This is a genomic window from Halobacteriovorax sp. DPLXC-1 (genome assembly GCF_036903125.1).
GTDB classification, from domain to species: domain Bacteria; phylum Bdellovibrionota; class Bacteriovoracia; order Bacteriovoracales; family Bacteriovoracaceae; genus Halobacteriovorax_A; species Halobacteriovorax_A vibrionivorans.
The window spans coordinates 866,826-880,986 of record NZ_JAYMCO010000001.1 but is presented as its reverse complement, the minus strand read 5'-3'; the positions used below and the strand labels follow the sequence as shown (position 1 = coordinate 880,986).

General features: G+C 36.7%; 13 protein-coding genes. 5 read left to right on the top strand and 8 right to left on the bottom strand.

The window, feature by feature from the left end; all coding sequences use genetic code 11:
- Positions 1 to 26: 26 nt before the first annotated feature.
- Positions 27 to 1,109 carry a porin gene (locus tag VCM44_RS04270; RefSeq protein ID WP_334678096.1) on the top strand — a complete coding sequence of 361 codons (1,083 nt, stop codon included), beginning with the start codon at positions 27 to 29 and terminating at the stop codon, positions 1,107 to 1,109.
- Here VCM44_RS04270 and VCM44_RS04265 read toward each other — a convergent pair.
- Positions 1,106 to 2,248, bottom strand: a complete 1,143-nt coding sequence (locus VCM44_RS04265; protein WP_334678095.1) for a cation:proton antiporter — start codon at positions 2,246 to 2,248, stop codon at positions 1,106 to 1,108. The two genes, VCM44_RS04270 and VCM44_RS04265, sit on opposite strands and share 4 nt — an antisense overlap.
- Before the next feature lie 2 nt (positions 2,249 to 2,250).
- Positions 2,251 to 3,867: an ABC-F family ATP-binding cassette domain-containing protein gene (locus VCM44_RS04260; RefSeq protein ID WP_334678094.1), complete on the bottom strand. Its 1,617-nt coding sequence runs from the start codon at positions 3,865 to 3,867 to the stop codon at positions 2,251 to 2,253.
- A gap of 149 nt (positions 3,868 to 4,016) precedes the next feature.
- Here VCM44_RS04260 and VCM44_RS04255 point away from each other — a divergent pair, with 149 nt between their 5' ends.
- Both VCM44_RS04255 and VCM44_RS04250 read left to right on the top strand, forming a co-directional pair.
- A complete protein-coding gene (locus VCM44_RS04255) occupies positions 4,017 to 4,844 on the top strand; it encodes a mechanosensitive ion channel family protein (protein ID WP_114705437.1) in 828 nt (275 codons plus the stop codon).
- Between the two features lie 79 nt (positions 4,845 to 4,923).
- Entirely contained in the window at positions 4,924 to 5,481 is a 558-nt protein-coding gene (locus VCM44_RS04250; RefSeq protein WP_334678093.1) for a hypothetical protein, read from the top strand.
- 27 nt (positions 5,482 to 5,508) lie between these two features.
- Here VCM44_RS04250 and VCM44_RS04245 read toward each other — a convergent pair whose 3' ends face one another.
- From VCM44_RS04245 to VCM44_RS04225, 5 genes are all read right to left on the bottom strand, one after another.
- The gene (locus tag VCM44_RS04245; RefSeq protein ID WP_334678092.1) at positions 5,509 to 6,297 is read right to left on the bottom strand and encodes a DUF2608 domain-containing protein; all 789 of its coding nucleotides are present in this window, start codon (positions 6,295 to 6,297) and stop codon (positions 5,509 to 5,511) included.
- Between the two features lie 112 nt (positions 6,298 to 6,409).
- Positions 6,410 to 6,787 carry a ribosome hibernation-promoting factor, HPF/YfiA family gene (gene hpf, locus VCM44_RS04240; RefSeq protein WP_334678091.1) on the bottom strand — a complete coding sequence of 126 codons (378 nt, stop codon included), beginning with the start codon at positions 6,785 to 6,787 and terminating at the stop codon, positions 6,410 to 6,412.
- 71 nt (positions 6,788 to 6,858) lie between these two features.
- Positions 6,859 to 8,310 carry an RNA polymerase factor sigma-54 gene (rpoN, locus tag VCM44_RS04235; RefSeq protein ID WP_114705441.1) on the bottom strand — a complete coding sequence of 484 codons (1,452 nt, stop codon included), beginning with the start codon at positions 8,308 to 8,310 and terminating at the stop codon, positions 6,859 to 6,861.
- A gap of 54 nt (positions 8,311 to 8,364) precedes the next feature.
- Complete coding sequence (gene lptB, locus VCM44_RS04230; protein WP_114705442.1) at positions 8,365 to 9,099, bottom strand: LPS export ABC transporter ATP-binding protein; 735 nt, start codon at positions 9,097 to 9,099, stop codon at positions 8,365 to 8,367.
- Between the two features lie 4 nt (positions 9,100 to 9,103).
- Entirely contained in the window at positions 9,104 to 10,069 is a 966-nt protein-coding gene (locus tag VCM44_RS04225; protein WP_114705443.1) for an LptA/OstA family protein, read from the bottom strand.
- Between the two features lie 124 nt (positions 10,070 to 10,193).
- Between VCM44_RS04225 and mutS the strand changes: the two genes are divergently transcribed.
- Complete coding sequence (gene mutS, locus VCM44_RS04220; RefSeq protein ID WP_334678090.1) at positions 10,194 to 12,908, top strand: DNA mismatch repair protein MutS; 2,715 nt, start codon at positions 10,194 to 10,196, stop codon at positions 12,906 to 12,908.
- A gap of 87 nt (positions 12,909 to 12,995) precedes the next feature.
- The gene (locus VCM44_RS04215; RefSeq protein WP_114705445.1) at positions 12,996 to 13,592 is read left to right on the top strand and encodes an RDD family protein; all 597 of its coding nucleotides are present in this window, start codon (positions 12,996 to 12,998) and stop codon (positions 13,590 to 13,592) included.
- A 196-nt stretch (positions 13,593 to 13,788) separates the two neighbouring features.
- Here the strand turns inward: VCM44_RS04215 and VCM44_RS04210 are convergent, their stop codons facing one another.
- The gene (locus tag VCM44_RS04210; RefSeq protein WP_114705446.1) at positions 13,789 to 14,142 is read right to left on the bottom strand and encodes a hypothetical protein; all 354 of its coding nucleotides are present in this window, start codon (positions 14,140 to 14,142) and stop codon (positions 13,789 to 13,791) included.
- Positions 14,143 to 14,161 lie beyond the last annotated feature (19 nt).

Here is a 14,161-nt window from a genome sequence, read left to right as displayed (position 1 = left end):
ATTAGACTAATTTTAGTGAGGGTTTTGTGGGGTATATTCAAAAATATCTTTTTATAATATCCATTCTATTTACTCCTAAAATAATTCAGGCCAAAGACCTTGGTGGAAACTTTAGTCTATACGGAAAGCTTTCAATGGCCGCTATTGGCCAAGCGGGAGTTCAGTCGCTAAATAATAACTCCTCTCGTTTTGGGTTCAAATATGAGAGAGATGGCCTACTCGAGGGGTTCACCACTGGTCTTCGTGCTGAGTTTGGAATCAATACCAGCAATACGAGCCAAAGCGTTCAGGAAATTCCTAATACGACCGGTCGTTTTCAAGTAGATAATACTAGCGACCGGCCATTTTCAACAAGACTAACTTACCTCTCCCTATCCAAGGGAGACTTTGAGGCAACGATTGGAAAGAACTGGTCTGTCTGGTACGACATATCTGGCCTAACAGATATCTTTATGGTGACAGGTGCGTTTGCCTCTTCAACTTATACTTCAAATGGTGAAGTTATTGGAACGTCTCGTGGAGTCGATCTAGTCCAACTACGTTATAAGCTAGGAAATATTCACTTAGGGGCCCAAGCAAAACTAACAGGAGATGAGTCAACAGATATAACCGACTCTGCTGGCAATGTTATTGGCCAGCTCGTCTTAGAACATAGTATTGCAGCTTCTATTCGCTATATCACAAAGAATATCATTCTTGGTGCAGCTGCAATTAATCTCATTACAGATAGCACAGGAGAAGATGTTAGCGAGACATCGGTTTCAGTTGGAGCAAGATACATCTATAAAGAATTTTTTACGGCATTTAATTATGCTGATGCAAAGGATCTTGAGCTAGTGGATGGAAACTTTATTAGAACTGATGACTTTGAGGGATTAATTGGTTGGAATATCACAAAGAGACATCAATTAATGATCGGCTATAATTGGCAAAACTCTGATGAAGTTAATTATGAAGACTACGAAATGTCCTATTATCTTGCCTCTTATATTTACCGATATGATCAAGTTGAACTAGGTCTTGAATTTGTCTTTGATGATAGCACTGAGCCAAGTGGTGAGCGCCCAGAAAACCATCAAGTAATCCTAGGCGCAACATTGTATTTTTAGAAATTCTCAGGTGGAACTTTCTTAAACATAAACGCAGGGATTACACTTGCAACTAGTGTATAAATAACAAGCCCCGAAACGATCTCTAGTGGTATATCAAATCTTTCTCTTGAAATTTGGGCCATAACAAGACCAAAGATAAGAGTTGGAAGAAGTGACATAGTAATTTCCTTACGATCAGGCCAAAAGTCCTTCATAAAGAAATTCATATTTGAATATGTATTGATAATTCTCAATGGAATAAAGACTCCTAAGAAAACTAAACCAATGATTAATCCTTCAGTACTAAATAGGTCTTTTGTAAAACTAACCCCTGCTTTGAAGAAGTAGAATGGGATAAAGAATGAGAAGAACATTTGTAAGTTCTTAATAATTTCTTCTGACTTATCCGATTTTCCAAAGTGCTTAAACTCTGAAGCAATAAATCCAACGATAAATGCACCAACAAGATAATAAGTTCCAATTTTCTTTGTAATTACACCACAGATAAGAGCTGTAAGAATAAGGAAACCAACTTCTGAGTCTTTTGCATAAGGCGCTATATACTTGAAGAATAATTTATATGCTAATGGTAAGAAAACACTTAGTGCAATAAGAACCATTGTTGAACTTCCAAGGTTCACAAGGCTTTCAGACTGCAACGTAACAAAGAGTAATAAGATCGCTGCAATTTCTTTAGAGATGGCCTTTGAACGAATCCAATACTCTTGACCTTCTGAGAATCCATAATTTTTTAGAGAGTTTAAAATAAAACCTGTCGATGGCGTCATAATACCAAGAGCAATTAAAGTCGCAGGCCTAAAGGCAATTTCAAAGTAAAGAGAAATTCCAAAAGCAACTAAAAGCGTAATTGCTAACATTTGAGTTACTCCTAAAAATAACTCCTTCCAATTTTGCTTTAGCTCTTCTATTTCAACTTCAAAACCAGCAAAGAGAAACAAAGAAGTAATACCAAGACGAGAAAGCATAAGAAGAAGCTCATCTCCTCTAAACCACCCCAGTCCTAATCCAGCTCCGACACCCAAAGCAATCGAAGAAATCCCTATTGGGATCTGAAACCTCAGTAAAAGCTTTGGCAATATTAAGAGCACTGTAAATAGTATTAAATACTGTGCTTCAGAATTAACTAAGTGAATCATATTTAAATCCTTTCCAAATATTCTTTATAGTTCCCAGGAAAAATTCTTACTTCACCTTTATCGACTTCGTAAACCTGCTCGGCCAACTCACTCAAAAAGTGTCTATCATGGGAGACAAACATTATCGTCCCTTCATATCTCTTAAGAGCATCTAAGAGGACTTCTCTCGATTTAATATCTAAATGGTTTGTTGGCTCATCGAGAACCAGAAAATTATTATTTTGTGAAAGAAGAGTTGCAAGAACAAGTCGCGACTTCTCTCCTCCAGAGAGATACTTAACTTTCTTATCAACGTCTTGCCCGCGAAATAAGAATGCCGCAAGAAGGTTTCTAATATATCCATCACTAGCTGTTGGTAGATCCTTTCTTACTTCATCAAAAACTGATGATTCAGGATTTAATACCTCTAGTGAATATTGTGAAAAGTAGCCAAGTTTAATACTTGGGCCAATACTAACACTTCCTTTTGTTGCGTCTGTATGGCCAGTGATACATTTTAATAACGTTGACTTACCTGCACCATTAACACCCACAACTGCAATTTTATTTGTTCTTTTTACAGTTACTGAAAGGCCATCAAAGACATCGTGTTGCGCTCCTTCACTTAAAGGCCAAGACTTTGCAAGGTCCTTAATAATAACAACATCATCTCCACCTCGCGGAGGTGTTGGAAATTGAAAGCTTATGCTTTCTTCTTCAGCAGGAACTTCAATACGATCAATTTTATCTAATTTTTTTACACGAGATTGTACTTGTGCCGCATGAGAAGCGCGGGCCTTAAACTTTGCAATAAATTCTTCTTCTTTGGCCAACATATCAGCTTGCCTTGAAGCTTGAGCGATTAATTGCTCTCTTCTAATATCTCTTTCTTTTTCGTAGAACTCATAATTTCCCGAGTATGTGGTAATTCTCTTATGAGCGATCTCAATAATTTTATTACAAACATTATTCATGAAGTCGCGATCGTGGGTCGTCATAAAGATTCCCCCTTCAAAAGTCTTAAGCCAATCTTCAAGCCAAAGAATCGACTCCATATCAAGATAGTTTGTCGGCTCATCCATGATAATGAGATCAGGACTTATCACAAGAACTCGCGCAAGGGCGATTCTCATTTTCCAACCTCCGGAGAAGTCTTCAATCATCTTCCCGTGATCTTCTGGCATAATCCCCAGTCCTGTCAGAACTTCTTCAGCGCGAGTTTCGAGGTCATAGCCACCTCTTTTTTCAAACTCTGATTGAACATCACCCATTTTCATGAGGACATCATTCATTTCGTCATCACTCATATTGGCGCAATCGGCCAATTTATCTTCAAAAACCTTAAGTTTTTCACCTAATTTTGAAATTTTATCATCTCCGGACATAACAACTTCAAGAGCTGTTTGGCCCGCAAGCTCACCTACTTTTTGTGAAAAATAGGCCCAACGTAATTTATCGGGAAATGACACTTGTCCTTCATCTGGCTTTTCTTCTCCAATAATCATTCGAAATAGTGTTGTTTTACCAGCTCCATTTGGACCGACGAGACCAACTTTTTCACCTGGATTTATTTGAAAACTTCCTCCTGAATAGAGAGTTTCACTACTTTGAATTTTTGAAATATTGGAAACGTTAAGCATATGAACAAAAGTCCTTTATTTTTGATTACTTATAAATGATTTTCAGGTTGATTAATTTTATCACTATGTTATTAACTATGTCTTTAACATTTGCAATTTTGTGCAAATAGTTATTCTGGATTTATGGATTTGAGACTATAATTAAGCTTATGAAATTAGAGAATATTTTTATTAATGCAAATGGTGAAATTAAAAAGTCAGTATATTTAGTATTACTGATTATTCTTTTCTATTTTATTAATCACTTTGTCTCTTTTGTACTAAAGAAGACAAAGTCAGTTTCTACAGAGCAGAAAAGACGTTATGTTGTTAATACAAATATCTCTCTAACTATTTTATTTGCTTTTATTGCACTGTATATATATTCGGCAGAGATTAAGAACTTGGCCTTTTCACTCGCTGCTGTTCTTGTTGCTATCGTCCTTATTACAAAGGAATTCTCCCTTAATTTAATTGGTGGAATCTATAAAACTTTCTCTGGTGGCTTCATAATTGGTGATGCTATCGAAGTCGATGGAAGAAGAGGAAGTGTTATCGATCGCGATCTTTTTACAACGACTCTCTTAGAATTTGGGCCAAATAAGAACTCTCATAATTTTACGGGACGCTCCATCATTATCCCAAATTCAGTATTTCTAAGCTGTAAGGTAACAAATGAAACATTCTTAAAAAGCTATGTTCTCCATAGCTTTAATATAATATTAGACCCTCATGATGATTGGGAAAAAGCAGAGCAAATACTTCTTGAAAGAGCTGACTTCTATTGTTCAGAGTATTTTGAAGTGGCCCAAAGAGCTCTTAATAAGCTATTTACAAAGTCTCATCTTGAAACCCCTCTTTTAAAGCCAAGAGTTCAAATTACTTTTAATTCAAAGGAAGAAATTGAATTAAATGTAAGAATCACGGCGCCTTTTCGCACAAAAGGAACTGTTGAACAAAAGATTATTAAAGACTTTATGCGCGAGTTCTACAATTAATTAGTAGTGTCATTTTGTCTCTAGACAGCATCATTCCCCCGACGATATAGATTGTTCATATTTCGATAGGGGGAAATAAATGAAATCAATCTTTGGTATATTTCTTATCATGCTAATTTCTATTTCAAGCGCACAGGCAGGTATCTTTCCAACAAAACTTGCTCCTTTTGACCAAGCTGGATCTTACTTTGATGAAGACCAAGGTCTTATTATTGGAAGTGATGGATTAAAGTATTGGCATGTGGATAACTATGAAATGCGAAATGAAAAAGGTGTAATCTTTAAATTTGGACTATTCGCAATTAAATCATCAGATGGAAAGCGATATAAGAAAGCAAATAAAAGACATATAAAAGAGAATTGGGATGAGAGAAGATATCCCGTTAAATTAAGTATGCGAATGCTCACAATTAGAGAAGATGCCGATGTCGACTTTAAAGAGTTATCAAGAGCAGTTGAAAATGGAGAAAGCATTTATCTCTCTGAACAAGAAAGAACATCACTATCTGCTTATCTTACAATGAGACAACATGATCAAGACAGCTGGGATGGTAGTTTTCGCACAAGCAGAAGTTCGGGAAAAACTGAATGTACAACAATTGGAATGAATACTTTTTGTACGACAAGATCATATTAAAAAAAGCCTTCTAAGAAGGCTTTTTTTTTAATTTAAATCTTTCATCAATGCTTTAAATTCTTCACCAACTCTTATTACTTCTTTCTTATCAGACTCTTCGAAAGCCTTAACGATTTTATCTGTCGTTGTTAATCGATATGAATTAACATCAAGCTTTCCTTTAAACCACTTATCCATATGTTTCACATGCTTTAATCGATCATCTAAGAAGAAAATCGCTTTATACTTCTTTTTTAAATTAGGTCGATTAATAAGGTAAGTAAGCATCTCACCTTTGTTTAACCCTGACGTTAAGAAGACACCATCTGCATAACGAACCTTTCGCCCATTCAGCTTAGTAGAAAATGGCCATTTCGGTGCACTCCTCTTATCAAAATCAACGCCATTTCGATTCAGTTCACGAATTGTTGCTGGATGATTAACAGGTCCGCGTGATGTTAGAGCAACAACCCCATAATTAGCTTCCTGAAGGCTTCTTATAAGCGATGGGATTTCTTTTTCGACAAGTAACATACGTGACAAGAAAGTCGCATTATACGAGTACTGAAGCACTCCCCCAACAGATTTTGCGATACAGTGTTTTGGGCATCCTTTTTTTATCTGATCTTTTTGCCAGTTAAACCACTGATCACTAGCAAAACTCGTTTTAAAACGTAGTAAAGTATTATCAATATCGTAGATGACAAGAATGTCACTTGGAGCGACTTTATTCTTTAAAGCATAGTGAGTTACTTTCTTATAAAAGTTAGCGTGTGAAGAGATTTCTTCATAAGCAAAAGTATTAAAAATTAATAAAAATGAAATTAAGAATTTCATAAGGTCTCCTTTCTAAGGCGAGAAGCTTAGCAAGAAGAGCAACAAAAGACAAAGGCCTTCTTTTTTATTAGAAGGCCTTATTTTAGATATTAATTTTACTTAAGAAATAAGTTTAAGATGCCATATCATCAATATCAGACTCGTGCTCAAGCCAAGCACTTTCTGGATCAAGGATCTCGATATCTTTATGAGGCATCTTTTTGCGATTACGCATTTTCTCTTTTTTCTTTTGCACTTGCTTTTCAATTTTAGCAACTGCTAGGTCAATTGTTTTGTAGAGGTTTTCCGAATGAGCTTCAGCATGGAAGTCAAACCCTGGCCCTAGAACCTCAATTTCAGCATAGTGCTCGCGACCATCTCTTACTTCACAGCTCCACTTCAAATGGAGATTACCATCCAGATATTTTGCAATCTTCTCTGACTTTTCGTGGATTCTCTCATCAAGTGCTGGCGTATGCTCAAGGTGTCTAAAACTTACTGTAACTTTCATAAAATACATTCTCCTCTATGATATAAAGTATCTTGGAACTGACCTATCGGCTGTTTTTCCAAAATATCGAGCTATTTTACTTTTCTTTTTGACGACGACAAAATGCCAAGACTTTCTCGGTACTTAGCGACTGTACGTCTTGCTACTTTCATCTCCTCTTGACTCAAAAGGTCGGCAATCTTCTGATCTGATAGAGGCTTCTTTGGATTCTCATTGTCTACAAGCTCTTTAATTTTAAGCTTAACAACTTCACCTACGGCATCCACTCCACCTTTATCTCCACCAATTCCAGCGTTGAAAAAATACTTTAATTCAAACATTCCAATTGGTGTGTGCATATACTTATTTGAAGTAGCACGTGAAACTGTCGACTCATGAACTCCTAATTCATTGGCAACATCTTTTAGAACCATTGGCTTTAAATGCTTAGGTCCTTTTTTAAAGAACTGCTGCTGTTTTTTCACAATTGATTTTGCCACTTGGTCAATTGTTCTCTGTCTCTTATTTATAGACTTAATTAGCCATAAAGCCGACTTAAGTTTTTCTTCCACAAATTCTTTAGCTTCTTTATTCTGTAGGGATTCTGCTTGATTAAGCATATCCTGATACATTTTAGAAATTCTTAATCTTGGTACACCGTCGTCATTAACCTGAACAACGAATTCTCCACCGATTTCAACTACGTAAACATCAGGTGTGACATAATGAGTTTCACCCCCACCAACAAGTCTTCCTGGCTTTGGATGAAAATTATGAAGTAGTTTTGCTGTTTCAATAATCTGCTCTTCAGCAACACCAGTATCAGCTGTAATTTTCTTATAATCTCTATTTTTAAGATTCGTTAAATGAAAACGAATAAGTTTTTCTAGTAAAGGTGAACGCTCTTCTGCGATACGCGCCTGAGCAAGAAGACAATCAACTAGGTCTTGAGCACCACATCCTACAGGGTCAAGTCTTTGCACAAGCTCCAACATTCCCAAACACTCTTCACGCTCAAGGTTTGAAGTCTCAATTAGTTCATCAAACTTACATGAGAGATAACCATCATCATTAATATTTCCGATGATCTCAATTGCAAAATCAATTTCCACATCGTTAAGGTCTTCCATACGTAGCTGCCACTCTAAGTGCTCAGCTAGTGAAGCACCTTTGGAAACCATATTTTCATAATTAGGCATATCATCTGGACTAAGAGATGGTGTTGCCATATTTGGTTCATATGTAGTTGAGTTGTAACTATCGACATACTTTTGCCAGTCGATATCGTCACCACTACTCATCATGGCCTCTTCTTTAAAATCGTCGGCCTTTGCTTCTTTAGATTGATTCTCTAACTTATCTAGTTTGTAATCTCCCTCACCATGGGAAACTTCTTCTAGCATCGGATTTTCAACCATCTCCTTAGCAATAACATCTGTCATTTCTAAGTGACTTAATGTGAGTAGTTTAATCGCCTGCTGAAGTTGCGGCGTCATCACGAGTTGTTGAGACTGATTTAGACTTTGTGAAAGTTTAGTGGCCATAGTGGTTCCTTATTCATTTCGTAACCAGACCTCTACTTTAGTTTATTGGTCTAGCTACATTTTAAATTCTTCACCAAGATAGAACTTCCGTGCTCTTTCATCGTTTACAATATCTTCCGGTGTCCCACTTACAAGTAATTCTCCACTACTCATAATAAACGCGCGATCAACTACTCCAAGTGTTTCTCTAACGTTGTGGTCGGTAATGAGGACTCCAATATTCCTCGTTTTTAAGCTGTTAATAACAGTTTGAATGTCATTAACGGCTAACGGGTCAACTCCAGCGAAAGGTTCATCGAGAAGGACAAACTTTGGCTCTAATGCCAGTGTTCGTGCGATCTCAACTCTTCTTCTTTCCCCACCGGAAAGAGCTGAACCGAGAGACTTACGGATATGTCCAAGACCAAAGTCGCTTATCAAGTTATCAAGAAGTGTCTTCTTCTTGGCCCTTGGTAAGTCTCGGTTTTCAAGTACCGAGTAAATATTGGCCTCAACCGATAAATCTCTAAAGATGCTAGCTTCCTGAGGAAGATACCCAACACCTTTTAGTGCCCTAATATGAATTGGCTGCTCCGTTAAGTCTTCACCTGAGAGATCAATACTACCCTCATCTGCTTTAACGAGCCCAACCATCATGTAAAACGATGTTGTCTTTCCAGCACCGTTTGGGCCGAGTAAACCGACAACTTCTCCTTGCTTAACATCGATGCTTACGCCTTTAACGACTTCTCGTCCGCCGTAAACTTTCTTTAAACCATGAGCTGATAACTGTGCTATTTCTTCTGACATGCTATTACCTTATTTTAAAATTCGTATTAGCATCATCAACTTCAATGGTTTCGATGTCTCGCCTAAGAACAATTGTGTTACCTCTCAATAAGTCTTTCTTTTGATAAACCCTTGGAAGACCTAGCAGAACGATTTTTTCTTCTGCCATAAATCCCTCGAGTCTCTCACTGAAAGCCTTCCTTTTGAAAGGTGGCTGTCCTTTAGGAGAAACAGTTTCCTCAATAACCACATCGTCATAAAGTGCATAATACTTGAGCTTTTTGTTATAATTATCTAGGTAGATTTCGCCATTTCGAGCACTTGCAACTAGTTGAGATTTAAGAAATTTTACATTTCCACTCAAATTGGCATTGCGCTTGCTCTTATCGACGACAATCGAGTTGGCCTCAAATTTGATATCATCTTCATAGGCCCTCGTTCGACTTACCTTTCCTTTTACATTTCCATCATATCTAACTAACTCATTTGAGAGATTGTATGAAAGATTATCTGCGCCAACTTCAATTTCATAAGCAGCATCGAAATTCTTAGATGATGATTTTGCATTTCCTTGAAAATTTACCATTTGAGAATTATCAGAATATGTCATTGAGTCAGACTCGATACGAATATTTGGATCTCTTAAGATGACATTTCCTCTTAAAGAAAGATACTTCTTATTAACATTGATTACACCTGTGTAGGCATCGTAATACATCGGCTGCGACTGATAGTCGTTAATTAGAACCCCACTCGGCTCTGTAAGAATCAAAACATTGGTTGTTAAATTTTGTGAAACCTCAGCAGCATCTAAATGATAACGTCCTTGTTTATCAGACATTTTAAAGTACTTCACATTTTTAAAATATGAGTAGACGTCTTGATCAAGAAGCTCATTCATACTCTCATCAATACCTGTTGTATTGTAAGTAACAAAGAGTCCCATATATGTAGAAGCGAAGATGCCAAAGAGAAATAACCAAATTGACAACCTCTGTCCAACGCTTAGCAAAATAAATTCCTTAAAAATTGAGTAAATAATCAGCTATTTACGTCCTTCTATTTTACGACAAATATCCGCGTCATGCCAATTGTAAGTATTGGAGTCTTTTCCAATGGTTGCGTATTTGGTAGAGTTAATCGCTCAGGAATACACAACACATATGGGAAACAATAATATGACTTTAGAGATTGAGAAAATCGTGGCCGAAGGAGTAAAGCTAACTCCAATGATGGCCCAGTATCACGAGATCAAAACCCAATATCGCGACCACATGCTAATGTTTCGCATGGGTGACTTCTATGAAGTTTTCTTTGAAGATGCAATTAACGCTTCTAAGATTTTAAATATTGCTCTTACTCACCGAGGAAAACTTGGAGAGCACAAAATTCCAATGGCCGGTATTCCACATCACGCGGCCGCAACTTATATTGATCGCTTTTCAAAAGAAGGATTAAAAGTTGCAATATGTGAACAGGTCCAAGATCCAAAAGAAGCAAAGGGAATTGTTGAGCGTGCAGTAACTCAAGTTGTTTCTCCAGGGATGCCCTTTGATCTCGATAAGACCGATTCAAAAGAAGATCAATTCATTGTCGCTTGTAATGAAACAAATGGACGCTTTGAAATTATCACAATCGACTTCACAACAGGATTCTTCAAAGGTTTTATTCTTGAAACTTTTGAGGACTTTATTGAAAAGCTTCGTGTTCTTGCACCAAAAGAATTTCTTACATACCTAGGTCAATGGGATAAGTATGAAAACGTTGCGACTTTAAATGAACACAACGGGACTCTAGTTACTCACCTTTCAAAAGAATACTTTAAAGAAAAGTACTCGAGTGTCTATATTGAAAAATTAATTCCGACTTATAAGCGTGACCAAGTTATCAAAGAAAATGAAACGGTATTAGAACCAATTGGTGCCCTTTCATATTATATTTGTTCAACTCAAAACCACGAAGGATTCTCTCACCTTCATACTTTTAGCCTAAGTGATGAAACAGGCTCAATGAAAGTGACGATACCAACTCTAACAGGACTTGAGATACTGCCAAAGTCTCGTGAAACCTATAAAGAGTCTCTCCTTGGTTTTATGGATAAGACAAAGACTTCAATGGGTTCAAGAAAACTTAAAACGATTTTTACATCTCCACTTACGAGTAAGGCAGAAATTAAAAATCGTCTTGATACAATTGAGTACTTCTTAAAAAATGATGAACTTCTACAAGATACGCGTGAGTCATTAAACAACGTACGCGACTTAGAAAGAATTCTAGCAAAGGCCGCGACAAATCGTGCAAATGCCGGAGACCTTCTTAATATTGCAAGTGCTGTTGATGTCTATGAAGATCTATTAAACTCTCTTAAGAAGCTTCCTACAAATGTCTTTGGAACATTAAATAAAGAAGCAAAAGAAAGTCTTTTTGAACTTCGCAATGAAATTAAGTTAACGATCAATGATGAAATTGGTGCAAGCCTCGATAAAGGAAACTTAATTAAGGAAGGTGCAAATAAGACACGTGATCGCCTTGCTAAAGTTTCACAAAATACGGCCCAGGCCCTTGTTGAGCTTGAAAATCGATACCGTGAAGAGACAGGAATTCAAAAGCTAAGAATTAAATCAAATAATGTTGCTGGATACTTCATTGAAGTTTCAAAAACTCATACAGATAAAGTTCCTGCAAACTTTGTACGTAGGCAAACTCTCGTAAACTCTGAAAGATATGCAACAGAAGAACTAACTCAATTTGAGAAAGAAGTTGTGGTAGCTCGTGAGAAACTTGAAAAGTTAGAAAGAGAAATCTTTAAAAACCTAATTAAGCAAATCACAATGCTAAGTAATGCTATTCAAAACCTAGCAAATATTCTGTCCACAACAGATACTCTCCAATCACTTGCTTGGATTGCTCGTAATGAAGAATTTTCGAGACCGACAATTTCGGACAAGTCCCGTGACATGGATATTCACGGTGCATGGCATCCGTTAATTAAAGCTGCTATAAAAGATCAGTTTATTCCTCACGATCTCAAACTTAATGAAAAAACATACTTTGGTCTTATCACTGGTCCTAACATGGCCGGTAAGACAACAGTTATGCGTGAAATCGCAATCATTCAATTACTAACGCAAATTGGATCATACGTTCCTGCTGAAAATGCAAAAGTTAGTATCTGTGATTTCTTATTTAGTCGTCTTGGTGCAAGTGATGATATTTTAAAAGGTCAATCAACTTTCATGGTTGAAATGGCCGAAACAGCTGAGATTCTAAGGCATGCAACAGAGAACTCTCTTATCATTCTTGATGAAGTTGGACGAGGAACATCGACTTATGATGGCCTTTCTATTGCGTGGGCACTAGTAGAACATTTTATTGAAGAAACAAAAGCTCTATGTCTTTTTGCTACTCACTACCATGAATTAATTGATCTTGCTGATAGTTATCCACAAGCAAAGAACTTAACTGTAGAAACTCTAAATCATAAAGGAAATGTAAAATTCCTATATCGCTTAATAGAAAAAGCAGCTTCGCAGTCATTTGGTATCTACGTTGCTAAACTTGCTGGCCTTCCTCCTTCTGTTTTAAAACGTTCTCAAAATGTTTTAAAGAGCATGGAGAAAGAAACAAATATTTCAAAGGCCCTTTTAGGACAAGATGAGTCTGCATGTGGTGAGCAACTTGATTTCTTTAATATTGAAGTAACTCAAGAAGTACCTGACTATTTAAAACAAGTTGAAGATGATCTAACAAAAATGGATATTAACAACTTAACGCCAATTCAAGCACTTAATAAGCTTCATCAATTAGTCGACCAAATTACTTTTAGCTAGATAATTATAGAATAAGCAATATTTTCCAAGGACGTGTTCAACACGTCCTTTTTTTTATTCCCATGCCTAGATGCCGATACGTAGGGCATGAGCGCAAACCAGAAACTGACAGAAATTTACGATCATTATAAACAATCAAAAGCGGCCAAGAAGCTTCGAAATGATAGGCTTAGAAAAAGAGCATATGCATTTATTTGTGACCTCTACATTATTGTCTTTGCCAATAAGGCCCTTTCATTTGTTTGGCTATCTTTTATAAATAATTATGTTTCAAATATTTCAACGTCACCGAGAGTTTCGACGTTTACGTTTCAGGCCCACACAACAAACCTATCCCTGGCGATCATGTTCTTTAGCTATTTCTTTTTTTCTTATTACTTAGGAAATGGACAAACGCTTGGAAAAGCTTTCTTTAAGCTAAAGGTTGTTAGCTCACGAGATATGACAGAAGAATTAAGTGCCCTCGACTGCTTTGGCCGCTCTATCGGATATGTCTTTGCTAGCCTACTAGCGTATCTACCACTTGCCTTAAACTTTGTTAGGAAAGATCAAAAAGGTGTTCAAGACTTTATCTCTCACACTCATGTAGTATGTATGGATGATTTTGAATACGCCTTAGCACAAGCGGAAGTATCAACTCCTGAAGAAGCACAACAGATCGCTCTCTTTGAAGAAGTTTCTTAGTTCTTAGGGGCGCGGGTACCAATGGAACTTTCAATAGTTTAGCTCCTCATTTCCAATTGAAATCATCATAATTTTCTTTAAACTTACGTTTTAAATCGTTTTCACAAGATAAAATGATCATAAGAGACTTATATAGGGCAGCTTAAGCACTTATAAGTAAGCTAAGTACCTGAAACTTCCATTGGTACCCGCGCCCCTAAAAGTCTAAGTCAGAAAAGATTTCACTGGCGCGCCCAACAACGCGAGACTTTAATTTCTCATCAGATGTAGGTGCTTTTGATTCTTTATAAGGCTGCATCACAGACTTAGATGCGACTTTTGATTTATTATAGCCTTCACTATCACTCTTAAAGAGATCTCTCTGATCACTATCTTTAGAATCCCATGGCCTTTTTACATTGGCCTTTAACTCACCTTTTTGCTTACGACGTGAGCGCTCTTCTTTATGATCGAGAATAATCTCCAAAAGAGATTCATCTGAACTCTCAATACGTTTTTTAATTTTGGATTTTGAAGATTTTTCAAAAGTTTTATTTAAACTTAGGGCCATAATATTCTATTTTATCTGC